The sequence below is a fragment of the Catenulispora pinisilvae genome, from assembly GCF_015356865.1.
Classification (GTDB): domain Bacteria; phylum Actinomycetota; class Actinomycetes; order Streptomycetales; family Catenulisporaceae; genus Catenulispora; species Catenulispora pinisilvae.
Map to the genome: position 1 here is coordinate 1 of NZ_JAAFZA010000194.1, position 20,185 is coordinate 20,185.

General features: G+C 69.9%; 14 protein-coding genes. 6 read left to right on the forward strand and 8 right to left on the reverse strand.

The features are described 5' to 3' along the window. The coding region (locus IZR01_RS36645; RefSeq protein WP_194893415.1) for an MDR family NADP-dependent oxidoreductase at positions 1-959 on the forward strand (959 nt) is incomplete at its 5' end. A gap of 43 nt (positions 960-1,002) precedes the next feature. On the opposite strand, the gene IZR01_RS36650 is transcribed toward IZR01_RS36645, so the two are convergent. The 6 genes from IZR01_RS36650 to IZR01_RS36675 form a co-directional block, all read right to left on the reverse strand. Beyond that, positions 1,003-2,007, reverse strand: coding sequence for a hydroxyacid dehydrogenase (locus IZR01_RS36650; RefSeq protein WP_194926523.1), 1,005 nt, complete (start codon positions 2,005-2,007; stop codon positions 1,003-1,005). Positions 2,008-2,126: 119 nt separating this feature from the next. Next, positions 2,127-3,266: a Gfo/Idh/MocA family protein gene (locus IZR01_RS36655; protein WP_194893414.1), complete on the reverse strand. Its 1,140-nt coding sequence runs from the start codon at positions 3,264-3,266 to the stop codon at positions 2,127-2,129. After that, positions 3,251-3,934, reverse strand: coding sequence for a ThuA domain-containing protein (locus IZR01_RS36660; protein WP_194893413.1), 684 nt, complete (start codon positions 3,932-3,934; stop codon positions 3,251-3,253). Before IZR01_RS36660 ends, IZR01_RS36655 begins: the two co-directional genes overlap by 16 nt. Beyond that, positions 3,931-4,800, reverse strand: a complete 870-nt coding sequence (locus tag IZR01_RS36665; RefSeq protein WP_194893412.1) for a carbohydrate ABC transporter permease — start codon at positions 4,798-4,800, stop codon at positions 3,931-3,933. Before IZR01_RS36665 ends, IZR01_RS36660 begins: the two co-directional genes overlap by 4 nt. Further along, a complete protein-coding gene (locus tag IZR01_RS36670) occupies positions 4,797-5,633 on the reverse strand; it encodes a carbohydrate ABC transporter permease (RefSeq protein WP_323746250.1) in 837 nt (278 codons plus the stop codon). Before IZR01_RS36670 ends, IZR01_RS36665 begins: the two co-directional genes overlap by 4 nt. Positions 5,634-5,699: 66 nt before the next feature. Then, a complete protein-coding gene (locus tag IZR01_RS36675) occupies positions 5,700-7,070 on the reverse strand; it encodes an ABC transporter substrate-binding protein (RefSeq protein ID WP_194893410.1) in 1,371 nt (456 codons plus the stop codon). Between the two features lie 339 nt (positions 7,071-7,409). Between IZR01_RS36675 and IZR01_RS36680 the strand changes: the two genes are divergently transcribed. The 4 genes from IZR01_RS36680 (at position 7,410) to IZR01_RS36695 (ending at position 17,096) form a co-directional block, all read left to right on the forward strand. After that, positions 7,410-9,722, forward strand: coding sequence for an alpha-amylase family protein (locus tag IZR01_RS36680; protein WP_194926518.1), 2,313 nt, complete (start codon positions 7,410-7,412; stop codon positions 9,720-9,722). 79 nt (positions 9,723-9,801) lie between these two features. Continuing rightward, positions 9,802-12,933 (forward strand): alpha-mannosidase, encoded by a 3,132-nt coding sequence (locus tag IZR01_RS36685; protein ID WP_194926519.1) that lies wholly within the window; start codon positions 9,802-9,804, stop codon positions 12,931-12,933. A gap of 1 nt (position 12,934) precedes the next feature. After that, the gene (locus IZR01_RS36690; RefSeq protein WP_194893407.1) at positions 12,935-15,130 is read left to right on the forward strand and encodes an ROK family protein; all 2,196 of its coding nucleotides are present in this window, start codon (positions 12,935-12,937) and stop codon (positions 15,128-15,130) included. Between the two features lie 13 nt (positions 15,131-15,143). Then, positions 15,144-17,096, forward strand: coding sequence for a DUF2264 domain-containing protein (locus IZR01_RS36695; RefSeq protein WP_194926520.1), 1,953 nt, complete (start codon positions 15,144-15,146; stop codon positions 17,094-17,096). A 16-nt stretch (positions 17,097-17,112) separates the two neighbouring features. On the opposite strand, the gene IZR01_RS36700 is transcribed toward IZR01_RS36695, so the two are convergent. Both IZR01_RS36700 and IZR01_RS36705 read right to left on the reverse strand, forming a co-directional pair. Beyond that, on the reverse strand, positions 17,113-17,439 hold the full coding sequence (locus IZR01_RS36700) for a helix-turn-helix domain-containing protein (protein ID WP_323747201.1): 327 nt from the start codon (positions 17,437-17,439) through the stop codon (positions 17,113-17,115). Between the two features lie 44 nt (positions 17,440-17,483). Continuing rightward, positions 17,484-18,923, reverse strand: coding sequence for a serine hydrolase domain-containing protein (locus IZR01_RS36705; protein WP_323747202.1), 1,440 nt, complete (start codon positions 18,921-18,923; stop codon positions 17,484-17,486). Here IZR01_RS36705 and IZR01_RS36710 point away from each other — a divergent pair. After that, a complete protein-coding gene (locus tag IZR01_RS36710; protein WP_194926522.1) occupies positions 18,810-19,952 on the forward strand; it encodes an ArsR/SmtB family transcription factor in 1,143 nt (380 codons plus the stop codon). The two genes, IZR01_RS36705 and IZR01_RS36710, sit on opposite strands and share 114 nt — an antisense overlap. The last annotated feature ends 233 nt before the right edge of the window (positions 19,953-20,185 follow it).

A 20,185-nucleotide genomic window follows, 5' to 3' on the forward strand; every position in this document is an offset into this window, starting at 1 on the left:
GCCCCACCCCGGCCGACTTCCGCTTCGTCTCCGGTCCGATCCCCGAGCTCGGGCCGGGCGAGATCCTCGTGCACAACCTCGCGCTGTCCGTCGATCCCTACATGCGCGAGGCGATGCACTGGCGCGAGTGGGACAAGGGCTTCGGGCTCGAAGGGCGCGCGCTGGGCCGGGTCCTCGCCTCGCGGGAGCCCTCGATCCCGGAGGGCGCCATCGTCTTCCACCGCCACAGTTGGGCCACCCACGCGGTGGTCACCAAGGCCGATGTCCGGGTGCTGCCGACCACCGAGGGCGTCCCGCTCACCGCGTACCTCGGCATCCTGGGCGGGACCGGCCTGACCGCGTACGTCGGGCTCAAGCGCATCGCGAAGCTCCAGCCCGGCGAGGATCTGTTCATCTCGGCGGCGGCCGGCGGGGTGGGGACCGCGGCCGCGCGCATCGCGCGGGTGATGGGTGCGCGGCGCCTCATCGGGAGCACCGGTTCCGCGGCCAAGGCGAAGCACCTGGTCGAGCACGTCGGGTTCGACGCCGCGATCGACTACCGCGCCGCGACGCCGCTGGCGGACCAGCTCAGTGCGGCCGCGCCGGACGGCATCGACGTGTACTTCGACAACGTCGGCGGCACGCACCTGGAAGCCGCCATCAGCGTCCTGCGACACCACGGGCGCATCGCCTGGTGCGGCGCGGTCGCGCAGTACAACGACCTCGACAACCCGCCGGCCGCGCCGGCCAACCTCTACGACATCGTCGGCAACGCGTTGCGGCTGGAGGGTTTCCTGGTCCGTGACCACCTCGACGCGCGCGAGGAGTTCGAGGACTTCCTCATCCCGCACATCGTCTCCGGCGCGGTGCCGGTCGACGAGACGGTCGTGCACGGCTTCGCCCACACGGTCGACGCCTTCCTGTCCATGCTCGAAGGCGGCAACACCGGGAAGATGATCGTCACCCTGGAGGACGACTGAGGCTGGGGCGACAAAGAATCAGAACAGCCCAAGCCCGCCGGCCTCAGGCGACGCGGTCCAAATCCGACAAGAGCACCTGGTGTCGCAGCGGCTGCCCGCTCACCAGGCGCTCGACCTCGTCCACGATCGCCTCGCCGATCCGCGACAGCTCGTTCCCGATGGAGCCGGCGATGTGCGGCGTGAGGAAGACGTTCGGAAGTCGGTACAGGGGCGAATCCGCAGGCAGCGGCTCGGGATCGGTGACGTCGAGCACCGCGCTGATCCGCCCCGACACCAGCTCCTCGGTCAGCGCGTCGGCCTCGATCAGCGCCCCGCGCGAGGTGTTGATCAGCGTGGCCCCGTCCGGGATCAGCGCCAGCCGGCGCCGGTCCAGCATCCCGCGCGTCTGCGGCAGATCCGGAGCATGCAGCGTCACGATGTCGCTGCTGCGCAGCAGATCGTCCAACGACAGCAGGACGGCGCCGAGCTCCGTGGCCTCACTGGGCCCGACATAGGGATCGCTCAGAAAGACCTCGAAATCCAGCGGCCGCAACAGTTCCAGCAACCGCCGCCCCACCCGCGAGGCGCCGATGACGCCGACCCGCCGATGATGGTTCCCCAACTTCTCGCGCCGCCGATCCCGCTCGGGATCGGGGGCGCCACGCAGGCCGGTGAACGCATCCCGCAACACAAATGCGTTCTTCCCGGCCAACAGAATCGCGGCCAGCGTGTACTCGGCGACGGGAATCGCGTTGGCCTGGGCCATCGAAGACACCAGAAGCCCACGCTCCCAGACCGCCTCGGTCACGTACCCGCGCACAGTCCCGGCCGCGTGCAGGACGGCCCGCAACCGCGGCGCGGCGTCCAGCACCATCTGGTCGATCGGCGGACTGCCCCAACTGGTGATCAGCACCTCGGTCCCGGCCAGCGCCCGCGCCGCGTCCGGCTGCCGGAAGTCGTCGACGACCAGACAGGCGTCGATGTCGACCAGCTCGCGCAGCCGGTCAGTGACCCGGTGCGGGAACAGCCGGGGCAGGTTCTCGGGGGTCATCGCGAACAGTGCGGTCATTCGGGCGGTCAAGGTTCTGGCTCCAGGGGAAGTGCCGACAACGAAAGAGACTCGCCGCACGGCACCCTGCCATCGACCACAGATGTGGGAAGGCAGGGTGCCGACAAGCGGCGATCTGGCTACTGCTCCTCAGGTCTAGCGGCCGCGGGCACCGCCTCAGGCCGTTCACACGTACTGCCGACGGTCACCGACTCCCCGCTCTTCGCGGCGGCGAGCAGCGATTCCATGACGTCCAGCACATGGAACGCGAGCTCGCCGTCGGCCCGATGCGGCCGCCCCTCGGCGGACGCCCGGGCCAGGTCCGAGACCCCATACCCACGCGAGGCGTTCCGATACCCGCCGAGTTCGGGAACCGGCTCCCACTCCTTCGCCTCGGCGCGGAAGATCCGCACCTCGCCGTCGAAGCCGTTGGGATCCGGCACCCCCAGCGAGCCCCGGGACCCGTACACCTCGATCCGCGGCAGGTCGCCGGCCCACACCTCGAAGCTCATCACCAGCGTGGACAGCGCACCGTTCGCGTGCTCCAGCACCCCGGTGACGTGCGTCTCCACCTCCACCGGGAACACGGTCCCGGCCCGCGGTCCGCTGCCGATGGTCCGGGTCTGCTGGGCGGTGGAGCTCATCCCCACCACGCGCTTCACCGGGCCGAGCAACGTGACCAGGGCCGTGAGGTAGTACGGCCCCATGTCCAGCAGCGGGCCGCCGCCGGGGCGGTAGTAGAACTCCGGCGCCGGGTGCCAGCGTTCGTGGCCGGGGGTGACCATGAACGCGGTCGCGGCCACCGGCACCCCGATGTCGCCGGCGTCCAGCGCGGCGCGCGCCGTCTGGATCCCGGTGCCGAGCACGGTGTCGGGGGCGCAGCCCACGCGCACGCCCGCGTTCTCGGCCGCCGCCAACACCGCCCGCGCCTCGGCGGTGGTGGCCGCCAGCGGCTTCTCGCCGTAGACGTGCTTGCCGGCGGCGATCGCGGCGTGCGCGACCTCGGCGTGCACGGCCGGGATGGTGAGGTTCAGGACGAGGTCGACATCGTCGGCCGTGTACAGCTCCTCCGGTTTGGCGATGCGCGCGCCGGGGACGTCGGCCGCCGCGGCCGCGGCGCGGTCGGCGTCCAGATCGGCGATCGCGGTGATCCGCAGGTTCCTCAGCCGCGGAACGGCCTGGAAGTACTGCCCGCTGATGTTTCCCGCGCCCACCACGCCGACGCGCAGGACCGGGCGGTCCTGGCCGGGCTCGGAGCCGCCGGTCACCGGGTCGCCCATGTCAGGCCCCTCCTGATCATCGTGTCCACCTCGGGTACTTCCAGGTCGGCCATCCGGTGCCCGACCGCGGTGACGAAGACCCGGCCGGCTCCCCACTGCCGGGTCCAGGTGACCGGCATGACGGCGCCGGCCAGTTCCGGATTCTCCGGGTCCTCGGCGTAGTCGGTGACCGCGAGGACGTCGACCGCCGGGTCCATGTGCAGGTAGTACTGCTCGGTGGTGACGGTGAACGGCTCGATCCCGGCCAGGACCGGGTGGTCGGCGCGTCCGGCCGCCGGGCGCACCTGGTAGGTGGTGAACTCGCGCGGGTGGTGGACGAACTGGCCGCCGGTCATCAGCTGGTAGCGGGTCTCGGTGCGGAAGGCGTCGACGACGCCGCCGTGCCAGCCGGCGAAGCCGGTTCCGGCGCGCACCGCCGCGACCAGGCCGGTGACCTGGTCGCCGGTGATCTGGCCCATCGTCCAGCACTGGACGACGAGGTCGGTGCCGGCCAGCAGGTCGGCGTCGAGGTAGCTGTCCAGGGTGTCGCAGACCGTGACGTCGTAGCCGTCCTCCTTGAGAGCGGCGGCGTACCGGTCGCTCGCGGGGACCGGGACGTGACCGTCCCAGCCGCCGCGCACGACCAGAGCGTGCTTGGTCGTCGAACCCTGATGTGTCTGTACTGTCATTCGTTGTTCTCCACAGGTTGTGCCACTGCTACGCCCCCGCTGCCGGCCGCCGCGCCGCCCGCCACGCCTTCGACCAGGTTCCGTTGCAGGATCGCGAAGACCACCAAGATGGGCAGAGCCACGATGATCGTCGCGGCCGCGACCAGCGGCCACTGCGAGGAATACTGACCGAAGAACGAGAACAGACCGCGGGTGACCGGCCACAGGCTCTGGTCGTTGAGCATGACAAGGGGCAGGATCAGGTTGTTCCATCCGGCGACGAAGCCGAAGATGCCGAAGGTGGCCAGCGCCGGCTTCATCTGCGGGACGATCATCGTGAAGATGTAGCGGATGTATCCGCAGCCGTCCAGCGCCGCCGCCTCGTCCATCTCGCGCGGGATGGTCTTGATGTAGCCGACGAAGAAGAAGAATCCGGCGCCGGTCAGCGAGGTCATGATCAGGTAGCCGATCCGGCTGTTGTAGGTACCGATCTTCTGCGCCTCGATGAACAGCGGGATCAGCCCGGCGGGCAGGAACCCGGAGAACACGAAGAACCCGTACAGCACGTTGGAGTGCTTGAACCAGCCACGGGAGATCGGGAACGCCAGGAACACGCCGAGGATCAGGGTGACGACGTCGGGGACGATGGCGTACAGCAGGCTGTTGACCATCTCGTTGGAGAAGTCGCCCTCGCTCCAGGCGTCGCTGAAGTTGGAGAACGTCCACGGATGCGGCAGCCCGGTCGGGTTGTTCAGGAACTCGTTGTTCGTCTTGAACGCCTGGAGCGCCAGGTAGATCAGTGGGAGCGCGAAGAAGCCCACTGAGATGACGATGCAGACCAGCTGTAGCCCGCCGGTGCGGGCGATCTCCTTCAGCCGCAGACTCACAACGTCACCTCCCGCCGGCGCAGGAAGAACAGCAGGACACTGCCGATCACCAGCGTGATGATGAACTGCCAGACGGCCAGCATCGAGCCGTAGCCCAGCGAGGGGTTCACGCCGAAGGCCGTGTCGAACATGTACATGCCGAGCGTCTTGGTGCCGTAGTTGCCATCCGTTAGGACCCTGATGAGCGCGTACTCACCGACGCAGCCCATCGCCGTCAGGAAGACGTTGACCGTGGTGGCGTTCGCCAGCAGCGGCCAGGTGATGTGCCGGAAGGTCCGGAACCGGCCGGCGCCGTCCAGCGAGGCGGCCTCGTACAGCTCCGGCGGGATCCGGCGCAGCGCGGCTATGTAGACCAGCATGGTGTAGCCGCTGAACATCCAGACGTTGATCAGGACGACCAGCGCCAGGGCCCAGTTCTGGTCGCCCAGGAAGGCGCTGGTCCCGCCGGTCAGCCCGTGGTAGATCGGCTCGGCCGGCCCGTTCTGCGGGTCGAAGACCAGCGAGAACAGCACGCCGACGATGGTCACCGAGAACACCTGCGGCATGAAGATCAGGGCGCGGTAGAGCCCGAATCCCTTGCGCCGGTGCCGCAACAGCAGCGCCAGGCCGAGGCCGATCGCGATCTGCAGGACGGTGACGCCGGCCACGTACTTCAGCGTCACCTCCACGGAGCTGGAGAAGTCCGACCACGAGCTGTTGAAGGCGTTGCTGTAGTTGCACATCCCGCAGAAGTGCAGCGGGGTACCGGGGAAGCCCGAGTACTCGGTGAACGAGAAGAACACGGTCGAGACCGACGGGAACAGGCCGAAGATCAGCCAACCGATCGTGGGCACGGCGATGGACGCCCAGGGCAGCCACCGCCGTGTCCGCCTTGTGCCAAAGGGGATGGTGCTCACAGGTCAGTGCCCCGCTGCCGACTTGTAAGCGTCTGCCGCTTCCTTGAGCGCGGAGGCCGGGCTCTGGGAACCGAACGGCTGCATCTTGGTGCGGTCGATGTCCCCGGCGACCTTGGGGAACTTGGTGGACGTCCAGGGCGGCTGGACGTTCGGGTAGCCCTGCGAAGCGTGCGCGGCCAGCCAGTCCGTCCAGGACAGCGTGGGAGTCGGCACCGACGGTTCGGTGGAGATCGATCCGGTGGCCTTCAGCCAGGCGGTGTAGTTGTCCGGCTGGGTGAACAGATCAAGCCATTCCATCGCCAGCTGCTGGTGCTTGGACCACGTCGGGACGACCCAGGACAGGTCCGGCGCCAGAGCGGCACGGTTCCAGCTCGCGGTGTCGGCGCCCGGCATCGCCATGAAGCCGAAGTTCAGGCCCGGGTTGTCCTGGGCGATGGTGTTGCCGTCATAGGAGCCGTCGAAGAAGAACGGGAAGTCGTTGGCCTTGGCGGCCCAGACGCCCGGCGCCGACTGCGCGGGCACACCCGCGGCGTTCGGCTCCATGTAGGTCAGGATCTTCTCGTAGCGCTGGGCGGCGTCGGCGTACACCGGGTCGGTCCAGCTCTGAGCGCCGCTCCAGAAGTCCTGCGCGCGCTTGTTCCACAACGCCGGGGCGTCGGTGCTCGGCTTGTCCTGCATCAGCAGCTGGTTGATGATGCCGAACCACGGAATGCTCTGGTAGCCGTCCTTGCCGGCCACGTACAGCGGCGTGACCCCCTTCGCCTTCAGGGTGTCCATCTCGCTGATGAACTGGCCGTACGTGGTCGGGACGGACAGGCCGTACTTGGCCAGCAGGTCCTTCTTGTAGAACATGCCCGAGTTATTCACGTATTCGGCCGTCATCACGCCGTAGATGCCGTTGTTGTAGCCCATGGCGTACTTCTGCGCGGCCGGGTCGAACCGCTTCATGAACGGCTGGTTCGACAGGTCGACGAACTGCCCGGACTGGATCAGCGCCGGAGTCCCCTGCGGGATGATGCCGGTCGAGGCCGGCGGATAGGAGGCCGGGGTCGGCGGGAACTGGGCCAGCACGTCCACGCTCTTGGCGGACACCAGGCTCTGCCACAGCGTCGGCCACGCGTTTCCGGCGGTCGGCGCGGTCTGCATCTTGACCTTGACGCCCGGGTGCTGCTTCTCGAACTCGGCGTTCACCTTCTCGGTCTGGCTGACGGCGGCCGGGTTCGTCCACATCGCGATGGTGAGCGTCTGCGACGATCCGGAACCGCTGCCGCCGCTGCTGCCGCAGGCGGCCAAGCCGGCGGCGAGCGGCAGCGCGGCGACCACCGCGAGGGCGCGGCGGGATCGCCTTGACTGCAAATAGATTGATCTGGCCATGACGGCTCCTCGGAGAAGAGTTGGGAGGTCACAGCCGACGGCCGGGCACCGCGTTTCACGGCGGTGTCCGAAGTCCTGGAGGTGCCCCGAAGTATCGGATCCGATCAGCGGCCCGGTCAAGGCTTGGCGGCGTCAAAAGACTTCTCTGACAACCTGAACCGTTAAAGCGGTGATCTTCAAGTGTCATAACCGCAGATCAGAGCGGTTCGAGGTACCGAGCGGATGAGAAGGCTTGTCTGACTAACACTCTTGGAGTTACATACCCTTCACGTCGCCGACGGCGCGTGTCCTGGAGGAAACAACCCACCGGCCATCCGAGAACCCCTGAAGGGGGAACTGATGCTGCGCACGGTTCGACGCGGGGCGGTCCCACTCATCTGCGGGCTCGCAGCGAGTGTGGTCCTCGCCCAGTACGCGACCGCCAGCCCCGCACCAGCACACCCGGCGGCAGCACACGCCGCCGCGGCCCCGGCCGTCCAGTCCGCCGACGCCCGCCAAGGCGGCGGCTCGGACTACTGGGCCAGCCAGTTCCAGTTCGACAACAACGGCACGCCGTGGTCGACGGCGGACTTCGCGGCCATCAAGGCCAAGGGCATCGACCGCGCCGAACTCAACATGCCGTGGTCGCAGCTGGAACCGGCGCGCGGCACCTTCGACTTCTCCGAACTGGACCAGGAGTTGGCCAACGCCACGGCCGCCGGCGTCAAGCTGGTGCCGATCTTCTGGCAGTCCGGCTGGCGCGGCAGCCCCGCGACCTTCGAGACCGACCACGAGGTGACCAGCACCGGGGCCACCGGTGTCGCGCTGGCGTGGTGGGACCAGACCGAGCAGAACGACTACTTCACCTACGTCACCCAGACCGTCGCGCACATCACGCACAGCCCCGGCTACGGCGGCTCGTTCATGGACTACGGCCACCTGGACGCGCAGTGGCTGGACAGCCCCGGCGTTGGCGGCTGGGCCCCGGCGGACATCGCGTACTTCCAGACCCACTGGCTGCCGGCCACCTACAAGACCATCAACGCCTTCAACACCAAGTACAAGACCACCTACACGTCCTTCAGCCAGGTACCGGCCGCGCTCCCCGGCGCCCCGCTGGACAGCGTGTACCAGGCCTTCCGGCAATGGAGCGTGCAGGACACCTACGACCGGCTCACCGCGGCCGTCCGCAAGGTCAGCGACGGGCCGCTGTTCTACTACTTCGGCGGGCACATCTCCAACGCCCCGCAGCTGGGCAACCTGCCCGACATCTTCTTCGAGCTGGCCCGCAAGTACCACGCCACCGTCGTCGAGGACGCCGCCAACTCCGCGGGCCTGAGCCTGCTGTTCGGCAGCCTGGGCCGCGCCTACCACGTCCCGGTCGCCCAGGAGTGGACGGTGTTCGGCACCGACGACCAGATCCCCGCCGAGGCGGCGGACTGGCTGTCCTCCTACGCGATGACGCTGCCGACCGGCGGCGGCGAGGACTTCTTCATCCACGACGGCACCGACAAGGACGTCATCGGCTACCCGATCTACACGTCCTGGCTGCCGGTGTTGCAGAAGATCTCCGGCTCCTACCCGACGCAGCCGGTCGCCGTCTACGTCGACTACTCGCAGGCCCGCGGCAACGACAGCGGCGGCAGCCTGAACAACGTCGAGAACAACATCACGGCGCTGTGGGACGGCTACCAGGCCGGCTTCGCCGTGGTCACCAGCGAGGAGATCGCGAACCACGCCGACAGCCTGTCGCACTACCGCGCCGTGCTGCCGATGAACGGCTCGGACGCCAACATCGCCGCCTACCAGAAGGCTGGCGGAACGGTACTCAGCAACGGATCCCAGCTCCCCCAATACGCCCCGGCCTACGCCGACCTGACCAGCCAGCACGCATTGCAGGTGGTCCCGGCCACCGCCTTCGACCACCGCAGCGCCGCGATCACCCTCGGCGAGGTGAACTCGAACTTCGGGTACACCGGCTCGGTCACGCTGCACCCCGACGGCCTGAACCTGGTCAAGGGCAGCTATCACATCGTGGACGCGCTCACCGGAAAGGTCCCGGCGCAGAAGGCGCTTTCCGACGGCAGCGTGTGCGTGCCGGTCGCCATGCAGTCGGCCCAGCTCGACCAGTGGTCGATGCTGCCCGGCGCGGCCCCGGCCGGCACCCCGGTCCCGGCGACGTGCCCGGCCGCCGGCGGCGGCGCGACGTCGATCACCGGCACCGCCGGCCAGAGCGGCGGCGGGCTGATCTTCCTGTCGGTCGGCGCCACCGGCCAGGGGGCCGACGGCAACCTGACCCAGGTGACCCAGGACGGCCAGACCGCTTACGAAACCTGGACCAGCTCGCAGAGCGGGGTCACACCGGCCAACATCTACCTGCAACTCGACCCGTCCAGCGCGGTGGCCAAGGCCTCGACGGTGACCGCGAAAATCACCTACTGGTCGGTCGCCGGACAGGGCTTCCAGGTGCAGTACGACTCCCCCGGCGCCCCGTACTTCGGCGGCCCGACGGTGGCCGGCAGCGGGACCGGGAGCTGGCAGACCGCGACCGTGACGCTGACCGACGCGCAGTTCGCCGAACTCCAGAACCTGTCGGCCGACCTCCGGCTGGCCGTCACCGACCCGACCAAGCCGCTGTATGTCAGCAGCGTGACTCTGTCCACCACCGGCTGACCCGCGGCACCAGAGGCACTTGAAGCACCTCAAGCACTGAAGCACTGAAGCACCACCGTTTCGAAGGGACCGCCCCACCGTGCACGACGACCGCAAACTGGTAGAGGACCGCATCACGCGGTATCTGAGCCACGTCCTCCATCCCGCTCTCCACCCCGAGCGCACCGCGCTGAACGTCAGCGCCTGGCAGGTCCCCGGCGAACCCGTGCCGGTGGCCGAAGCCCTCGCCGTACCGCTGGCCGAATACCGGCCGTTCGCGATCGGCGAGACCTGGGGCGGTCCCTGGTCCACCACCTGGTTCCGGTTCACCGGCACCGTCCCGGCCCAGTGGGCCGGGCGGCGCGTGGAGGCCGTGTTCGACCTCGGCTTCGACCCGAACCGCGGACCCGGCGGCCAGGCCGAGGGCCTGGTCCACACCCCCGACGGCCGAGCCCTGCACGGTCTGCACCCAATGAACCGCGACGTGTTGGTCAGCGCCGGGGCTGAGGCCGGTGCCGGCGTCGAGTTCCTGGTCGAGGCCGCCGCCAACCCCGGCATCGAGAGCGCGCACGGCCGCAACACCCACTTGGGCGACCGCGCCACGGCCGGCGACGACCCGCTGTACCGGCTGGTCTGCGCCGACCTCGCGGTCCGCGACGACGAGGTCTGGCACCTGATCCACGACGTGGAGGTGCTGGACCAGCTGATGCGCGAGCTGCCGCTGGAAGGCCCGCGCCGGCACGAGATCATGCGCGCGCTGGCCCGGGCCGCGGACGCCACCGACCCGCGCGACGTGGCCGGTACGGCGGGCGCGGCGCGCGCCGAGCTCACCGAGGTCCTGTCCCGGCCCGCGCACGCCTCGGCGCACAAGATCGCCGGCGTCGGCCACGCGCACATCGACTCGGCGTGGCTGTGGCCGCAGCGCGAGACGATGCGCAAGTGCGTCCGCACCTTCAGCAACGTGCTCTCCCTCGCCGAGGAGTATCCGGAGCTGGTCTTCGCCTGTTCCTCGGCGCAGCAGTACGCCTGGGTCAAGAAGTCCCGGCCCGAACTGTTCGAGCGGATCCGCAAGGCGGTCGGCGAGGGCACCTTCGTCCCGGTCGGCGGCATGTGGGTGGAGGCCGACGGCAACATGCCCGGCGGCGAGGCCCTGGCCCGCCAGCTGGTCTACGGCCGCCGCTTCTTCAAGGAGGAGTTCGGCATCGAGCAGGACGGCGTCTGGCTCCCGGACTCCTTCGGCTACACGGCCGCCTACCCCCAGCTGGCCCGACTGGCCGGCGCCGAATGGTTCCTGTCGCAGAAGCTGCACTGGAGCGAGACCAACGAACTGCCGCACCACACCTTCGCGTGGGAGGGCATCGACGGAACCAGGATCCTGACCCACTTCCCGCCGATCGACAGCTACAACGCCGAGTTCACCGGCCGCCAGCTGGCCCACGCCCAGTCCAACTTCCGCGACAAGGGCACCGCCACGGTGTCCCTGGCCCCCTTCGGCCACGGCGACGGCGGCGGCGGCCCCACCCGCGAGATGCTGGAGAAGGCCCGCCGCCTGCGCGACCTGGAAGGCTCGCCCCGGGTGGAGGTCCAGAACCCGTCGCAGTTCTTCGCCGAGGCGCGCGCCGAGTACCCGAACCTGCCGGTCTGGCGCGGCGAGCTGTACCTGGAGTACCACCGCGGCGTGTACACCAGCCAGGCCCGGACCAAGCGCGGCAACCGGCGCTCGGAGGCGCTGCTGCGGGAGGCCGAGCTGTGGTCGGCCACCGCCGCGGTGCGGGCCGGGACGGCTTATCCGCACGAGGAGCTGGACGATCTGTGGCAGCAGGTGCTGCTGCATCAGTTCCATGACATTCTCCCCGGGACCTCGATCGCTTGGGTGCACCGGGAGGCCGAGGCGGTTTACGGCCGGATTCACGAGCGGTTGGAAGCGGTGATCGCTGAGGCTGCCGCGGCACTGGCTGCGAGCGCGGACAGCGACACGACAGGTGTCCTCAATGCGGCGGCGCACGATCGGCGCGAGGTTGTACTGCTGGCTTCTGCGCCGGCGGCCGGCGTGGCATCGCAATCCCTTGCCGATGGCCGGGTCGCGGCGCTCGCCGATGCGCCCGCGCTTGGTATCAGTGGCCTGCTTCCGGAGCTTGGTGAGCTCGCGCCGGTCGCCGTGACCGCGGTCGATGGCGGATATCTCCTCACCAACGGCCTGATCGAGGCCCGCATCGACTCCGACGGTCTCCTCCGTTCCGTCCGCGACCTCGCCCTGGGCCGAGACGCCATCGCCCCGGGCGGCGCGGGCAACCTGCTCCAGCTGCACCGCGACCAGCCCAACCTGTGGCCCGCCTGGAACCTGGAGCGCCACTATCGCAATGTCCATACAGACCTCACTGCCGGCGCGACACTGAGCCTCGTCGATGAGGGTCCGCTGGTGGCGACCGTCCGCGTCGAGCGGTCGTTCGGCCAGTCGCACCTCACACAGGACCTGCGCCTGGCGGCCGGTTCGCACCGCCTCGACGTCGTCACCGACATCGACTGGCGCGAGCGGGACACGGTGCTGAAGTCCGCGTGGCAGTTGGACGTGCACGCCGAGAACACCAACGCCGAGATCCAGTTCGGCCACATCACCCGCCCCACCCACGAGAACACCTCGTGGGACGCGGCCCGCTTCGAGGTCTACGCGCACCGCTGGATCCACGTCGGTGAGCACGGCTGGGGCACGGCGCTGGTCACCGACTCGACCTACGGCTACGACGCCACCCGGCAGACGCGGCCCGAGGGCGGGACCACGACGACCGTGCGGCTGACGCTGCTCCGCGGCCCGGACTCCCCGGATCCGAACGCCGACCTCGGGCAGCACCGCTTCTCCTACGCGGTCGTGCCCGGCGCCGACACCCGCGCGGCCCTGGCCGAGGCGCACGCGCTCAACCTGCCGCTGCGCGCTGCTTCCGCGGGGAGCGGCACCCGACCGCTGGTCACGGTCGACAACTCCGATGTGGTCGTGGAAGCCGTCAAGCTCGCCGACGACCAGTCCGGCGACGTCGTGGTCCGCCTCTACGAGTCCCGAGGCGGCCGGGCTTCGGCCCGCGTCGACCTCGGGTTCCCGGTGGGCACCGCGACGGTGACCGACCTGCTGGAGCGGCCGGACACCCCGTTGGCGATCGAGAACGGCGCGTTGGACCTGACGCTGCGCCCCTTCCAGATCCTCACCCTGCGGCTGACCCCCGGTTCGTTGGATGGCTGAGATGCCCTCTGTCGGCGCGGCCCCGGGTGCCGACGGGCACTCGGTGCTGCGCCGGTGGGCCGACGGCGACGGTCAGCAGGCGTTGCGCGCGTCGATCGTGCTGCTGGCCGCCGAGGGGCTGCGCAACGCGGACATCGCGCGGCGGCTGGGCGTCTCGCGGCAGACCGTGAGCACCTGGCGCAAGCGGTACGCCGTGGAAGGGATCGACGGGCTGCTGGACCGGGCCCGCACCGGCCGGCCCTCGGCGGTGGACGAGGGCGAGATCGTGGCCAGCATCCTGACGTCCACCCCGGACGCCCGCACCTCGCGGATGGTGGCCCGGCGCCTCGGCTGCTCGCACACCGTCGTCGCCGAGACCCGGCACCGCTGGAACCTGACCGGCAGCCGGCTGACCGTCCCGCAGATCCCGGTGACGCCGGCCCTGGAGCCCAGCGACCTGTGGCCGGTCGGGCTGCACCTGGACGCCGGCTGCACGGTGTTGGTGCTGGCCGGCCGCTCGGTGGCCTCGGTGCCGCCGGCATCCGCCGAACCGGCCGTGGATCCCTACGCGCTGGCCGCCGTCGGCAACGCGCTGGCCGAGGCGACGGCGGCCGCGCAGGCCGAGGCCACCGGGTGCGGGACGCCCGGGTCGGAGGCCGAGGCCGTCGGCACCTTCCTGGCAGCCGCGCGCCGTACCCACCCGCTGCCGGAACTGCACGCCGTCATCCTGCGCATCGCACCGACCTCAGCCGGACTACAGACACAGATCCCCTTACAGATACAGATCGCCGAGCGCTGCTCCCATCTCGGGATCACAGTGCACCAGCCGCCGGAGCGGACCACAGGGTTCTCCTTCACCCGCGCCGTGCTGGCCCTGGACGCGGCCCGGCATCCGGAGTCCTCCACGCGGGTTCTGCTCGACGTGGCCTCGGTCCTGTCGCGTTATGTCGACAGCCCGGAACCGGCGCGGGTCCGCTGGATCCGCGAACCGCTGCCCGCGCCGTCCGCCGCCCCGCCCACGCTCCCGCTGCCCGGCTCCGGGCACTCCGGCCACTCGGGCCCGGCGACCGGCGGCGGCGCGAACCAGATCGACCTCGGCTCGTTCAACGAGTGCGTGGTGATCGAGACGGTGCGGCTGGCCGGCCGGATCACCCGCGGCGAGATAGCCGATCGCACCCGGCTCACCCAGCAGTCCGTGTCCCGCATCGCCCGCTCGCTGATCCAGCGCGGGCTGCTCGTCGAGGAACGGCAGCGCCACTCTGCCGTCGGCAAGCCGAGCAGCCCGGTCCGGTTGCGGGACGGGGCCGCGCACGCGCTCGGCATCCACATCGACCCGCACGTGCTGACCGCCGTGCTGGTCGATCTCTCCGGCCGGGTCGTGGCCCGCCGGGCCGAGCCGATCACCTCCGACCCGCGACCGGGCGCGGTGGTGAATCAGATCGCCGATCTGGGTGAGACAGTGCTCGAACAAGCCGGACACGGCCGCTGGGAGGAGGGCTTCCTCGGCATCGGCGTGGCGACTCCGGGGCCGGTGGACACGGTTTCGGGGACAGTGCTGGATCCGCCGCTGATGTCGGTGCTGCGCGACGTCCCGCTGCGGACCTTGCTGGAGCGCCGCTTCGCCTGCCGGATCGTCATCGAGAAGGACTGCTCGGCAGCGGCGGTGGGCGAACGCTGGATCGGTCGCGACAGCCGGGCCTGCGACTTCGTCTACCTGTATCTGGGGACCGGGGTCGGGACCGGGCTTTTCCTGAACGGCGACCTGTACCGCGGGCTGACCGCCAACGCCGGCGAGTTCGGCCAGCTGTGCGCGGTCACGCTGGGCCGGTTCGACGAGTCCGGGCGGCCGGAGATCCTGCCGGAGTGCAACCCGGGCAGCTACGCGCCCGCGGACCAGGCGGCGCGGCCGCCGCTGGGCCGGCAGCGCTCGAAGCTGACCGTGCAGCAGGCGGCGAAGGCCGTCAGCCGGGGCGTGCTGTCGGTGATCGACCTGCTGGACGTCGGGCTGGTCGTGATCGGCGGGCCGTTCTTCACCGGCGAGGTCGCCGACGTCTGGCTCACCGAGATCGAGCACGCCGTCAACGCCTACCCGACCGCGCGCCGGCTGCGGCGGATCCGGGTCGAGCGCTCGGTGAACAGCAGCGAGGCCGTCGCGGTCGGCGCCGCCTCGACCATCTTCCACTCCACCTTCACCCCGCGGCTGCGCCGCACGCCTTGAGGACGCCCAGTTCATGAACGACCTGCGACTGCCTTCCGAAGACCGCGATCAGTCCCCTCACACCGGCTGGACGCGGGCGCACTGGGAGGCGGTGGCCGAGCACTGGCTGCTGACCGCCCGCCGCCACGCTTCCCCCGACGGCGGGCTGATCACACCGCCGTCAAGGCCCTCGGGGGCCGGGATCCGCAGCGACGGTATCGAGGGCTTCGCTCGCAGTTTCCTGATAGCCGCTCCGCTGTTGGCCGGCCGGGAGGCCGATCCGCACGACCACGCGGGGTGGTACGCCCGCGGGCTCGCCGCCGCCATGACACCGGAGGGCCCGGACCGCTGGGGACGGGCCATCGGAGTGAACGAGATCCAACAGTGGAACGGCACCCCACAGCCCATCGTCGAGGCCGCGAACCTGGCCTTCGGCCTGGCGATCTGCCGCGCGCAGGTCTGGGACCGGCTGGAGGACAAGCTGCGCGACCAGACGGCCGAGTGGCTGACGCACCACTGCGTCAAGCACGGCTCGGACAACAACTGGCTGTTGTTCACCGCGGTCATCGAGGCGTTCCTGGTCTGGGCCGGGTATGACGTCCCGGGCGGCCACGCGCAGGCCGACGTGGACTTGTTCGAGTCCTGGTATCTCGGCGACGGCTGGTACAACGACGGCCCGATCAGCCCGACGACCCGGCACGGGAATCGGGTGGACCACTACAACTCGTGGGTGATCCATCCCTTCCTGTGGCAGTGGTATCAGATGTCTGATCAGCCTGCCGACCGCCGGGACCAGTACCTGCGGCGCCTGGGCGAGTTCGCCGACTCCTACGCGCTGCTGTTCGCGGCCGACGGTTCGTCGTTGCACCAGGGGCGTTCAATGACGTATCGGCAGGCGGTGCTCGGCGGGTTGTGGACCGCGGGACTGGCCGGGGTGGGGAGTGCGGCGGCGGGCGCCACTCGCCGCTTGGCCAGCGGTGTGTTGCGGCGCTTCACCCTCGATCGGGGCGTCGGCGTCGACGGGCCGCCTTCGCTGGGTTGGAGCGCCGCGGAGTTCCTGCCGATGTGCCAGGGATATAGCGGTCCCGGCTCGCCGTACTTCGCGGGGATGGGCTTCCTCGGTCTGGCGGCGCCGGCCGATCATCCGCTGTGGACCGAACCGGAGCAGCCGCAGCCCGCGGAGCGTGCCGACGGCGTCGGGAGCCTTGTCAGGACCCTGCATGCGGTCGGGTGGGTGATCCAGTCGAGCGACGGGATCGTGCAGATCGCCAACCACGCCAGCGATCATGTCGTCGATCCGGACACCGGTCTCGGCGACCCGCATTACGCGTCGGTCGGCTACTCCACGCACACCGCGCCCGGCGTCGGTCAGGCCTGGGCCGAGGAGGTCGACGGGCAGCTGGCGCTGGTCGACGAGTGGGGGCGGGCGAGCCGGCGTGAGGGGTTGCGCGGCACGGTGACCGGCGACGGTTGGGCTGCTTCCTGGCTCCGGCCGCGCATGGGCGGGGTCGATGTGCCGGGCGCGCGGGTGGTGTCGCTGTCGGTGCTGCATCAGGGGTCTGAGCTGCGTGCTCATCTGGTGACGGCGCCGGCGGGGTGGACGGTGCGCGAGGGGTCGTTCGCGGTCGCGGGTGCGCGGGAGCCGGTTGTTGAGGGGGCGGCGGTTGTCGACGGTGCGGCGGCGGCTGGCGGTACGTCGGTACATGGCAGTGGCGTGACCGTCGATCTCGTTCCGCTGCACGGCTGGACCGGCTCAGGCGTGGCCCGCTACCGGGGTGACAACGCCTTCGGCGAGCACAGCGCTACGCCGTACCTCACCGCCGAGATAGTGCCGGGGCTGCCCACCGTGTTCGCCTCGGCGCATCGCTTGGGACGTACCACCGTGGCCCCGGTGCCGGTCTCGGTCGTGGTGACCGGCGATTGTCTGGTCGCGAGCTGGGAGGACGGCCGGCGCGACGAGTTCATACTCAGCGAGTTGTTCGGCTAGATCCCGGGGCGCGGCATCACGCCCACTCGATGCTGCTGTCCACTGTGAGTTCCCGCAGCTCCCCGGATCCATCGTCCTCGTCGTCGCCATCGACGGCGAGGACGACGTCGCCGTCGTCCTGGCCCGCGTCCTGGCCGAGGATCAGGTCGAAGATGCCGGGCAGCCAGCCGAGGGCCTGCTCGACGGCCTTCAGCGCCACCATGTTGGGCGGGTTGCCGGCCTCCACCCGCGCTATCACCACTTCGGTCACATACGCCAGATTGGCGAGGTCGGACTGGCTCCAGCCCCTCGCCTCCCGGGCCTTGACGATCATCGCGGCCAGGCGCTCGTAGTTCCCGCTCACGTACCCATCCTGGGGTATAGCGCGGGTCCGTGGTGAAGGATGGATCAGAGATTTGTCGTCATCATCGTCTCCGTCTGCTGGATCGCGGGCACCAGCGCCCGGTCCTGGTTGGCGAGGATCACGACTGTGACACCGCGATCCGGGTAGATGTCCAGCTGCCCTTCATACCCCGGTGTGCCGCCGTTGTGCCCGATGATGCGGGTGCCGTTGAGGCGGACGTCGTCGAAGCCGTAGGCGTAGGAGTCCTGGCCCGGGTCGCCGGGCCGCTGGACGGGGACCTTGCCGGTGATCAGAGTCGCGGTCATCGTCGGGCTCAGCAGTCGGTGCCCGGTCAGGGCCCGGGCGAAGCGCGCCAGGTCCGCGGTGGTGGAGATGGCACCGCCCGAGGGGTTGCCGATCTGGACGTCGGTGGCGTTGTCACGGAACGAGGCACCGGCCGGGATCGGGTTCTGTCCCGGGCCCGGCGGCGGTCCGGAGACGGGGCGGCCGGAGGCGTCGTCGAGCTCGTAGCCGTGGGCCATGCCGGGGACGTCGACGGGCCGGTAGACGCGCACGCCGGTGTCGGACATACCGGCCGGACTGAAGATGTGGTCGTGGACGTAGGTCGGGTAGGCGGTTCCCGCGGCACGTTCGACGATGGCGCCGAGGACGATGAATCCCGAGTTGCTGTAAGCGGAACTGCTGCCGGGCGCGAAGGACAGCGGGGTCTTCGCGATCAGCGCGAGCTGGGCTTGTAGGGTCTCCGGCGGCGGCGTCGGGCCGGGCTGGAGTGCGTCGCCCATGCCGGAGGTGTGGGTCAGGAGCTGGGCCACGGTCACGTGATCGGCGATGGCGGGCGGGAAGCCGGTCAGGTGCCGGCCGACGGTGTCGTCGAAGGAGATCTGGCCGGCACTCACGAGCTGGCCGATCGCCACGGCTGTGAACATCTTGCCCATGGAGGCCACGCAGAACTTCGTGGCGGGGGTGTCGGGCAGGCTTCGGGCGCGGTCTGCCATGCCGAAGGCGTTGTCCAGCAACACTTTTCCGTTCTGTTCGACGCGGATCGCGCCGGAGAACAGGCCTGCTGACGCTTTCTGACGCAGGGAGTCTCCGAACGATGCCCAATCGACCGAAGGCGAAGCCCGCGGGGAACTAGGCGCGGCGACAGCTTGGTCGGCGTCATCAGCTCTCTTGCCCGAACTCGTACCGCACCCGGCAACGACAGCGGCGGACGACATCAACACCCCACCCAAGAACGAACGGCGATTCACAGACACAGCGGCTTCCTTTCTGCGGATACTGATGCCGACCGTAGGAGCGCGCATCAGACCCGCTCGACCGATCAACCGCAGAGTTGATCGGTCCGCGCGCGAGGCAGGAGGGAGGCCGCGATGAGCGTGCGCCTGGCGTTGGGGCCACCCGACGCGGACCGCTTCGAGTTCGGCAGCTCGCCGGGCTCGGAGGCCTTGCGCAGCTTGCACGTGCTCACGGCAGTGAAGCGCCATCCGCTGCACATCTCCTGGGTCCTGGAGATGCGCACCCGGCTCGACGTCCGCTTGAAGAGCGACCTCGACGCCTTCCGCTTCTGGTTCGCCGAGCGGCCGCTACTCCTGCCGGAAGTCTGGCCACCCGGCGAGGTCAACACCTGGCCCGACGACCTGGACCTGCTCCGCAAAGCGCCGGTCGAGCACTTCGCCGAGCCGATGCTGCACGCCGCGCTGGCGCACCGCGGCCGGGCTAGGCGGATGCCGCTGGAGGTGCTGCGCGGCGATGCGGAGGCGCAGGAGCGGGCGCTGGGGCAGATCGGGCATCCGGCATCGGTGGCGGTATTCAGGGAGCTGATATCGGATCCGGAGAGGGTACGCGAGCATTTCGCTGACTTCTTGGCGGCCTACTGGGACGCCTGCCTGGCCGATGACTGGCCGAGCTTGGAGTCACATCTGCATGCGGAGATCGCGCGCCGATTCCAGGCTCTCTCGCGCCTCGGACCGGCGGCGATGCTGGCCGGCCTTTCCGACCACATCACCGCGGCCGCCGACGGCGGCCTCACCATCCGCCCGCCCGGCGCGCGCGATGCCGCGGACCCGCTCGACGTCGCCCTCGCCGAGAGCGACCGCGTGCTGCTCGTACCGTCGCACTTCATGTGGCCCGAGCTCGCCGTCGCCGTGCATCGCGACCGCACGCCCGACCACGAGACCACCACCGTGGTCCTCGCCTACACGCTGGCCGGCATGGCCCGCCAGGGCCGGGCGCCGGTTCCGGCCGAGGACCTGCTGGCCCTGCTCCGCGCGGCCGGCGACGCGACCCGCCTGCAAATCCTGGAACTCCTGGCCCGCCGATCCCGCTCCACCCGCGAGTTGGCCGGACTGATCGGCCTCACCGAGGCGGCCGTCTCCAAGCATCTCAAGGTTCTGCACAAGTCCGGCTGGATCGCGCCGGAGCGGCACAGCTACTACGTCTACTACCGCCTGGAGTCCGAGGCTCGGAACCTCATCGTCTCCGGCCTCGACCGCGTACTGGGCCACGAAGGCTAGTGCGCTGGCTGGATTGGTTTGCCGTGTTGGTGGTGTGGTTGCGGGTTGGACGAGAGTCGGGCACGGAGGCCGCCGGTCACGTACGGGGTTAAGGGCGTTGTGAAAGAACCGCCTGTTTTCGTCCGCCGGCTTGTGTACGCAAGGCGCGGTCGCGTGGCAGGGCGGACGAAAACCGGCCGTTTGTTCACAACATGTGTGGTCGGCTCAGCCGTGCCCGGCTTGGGTGCGGGCGC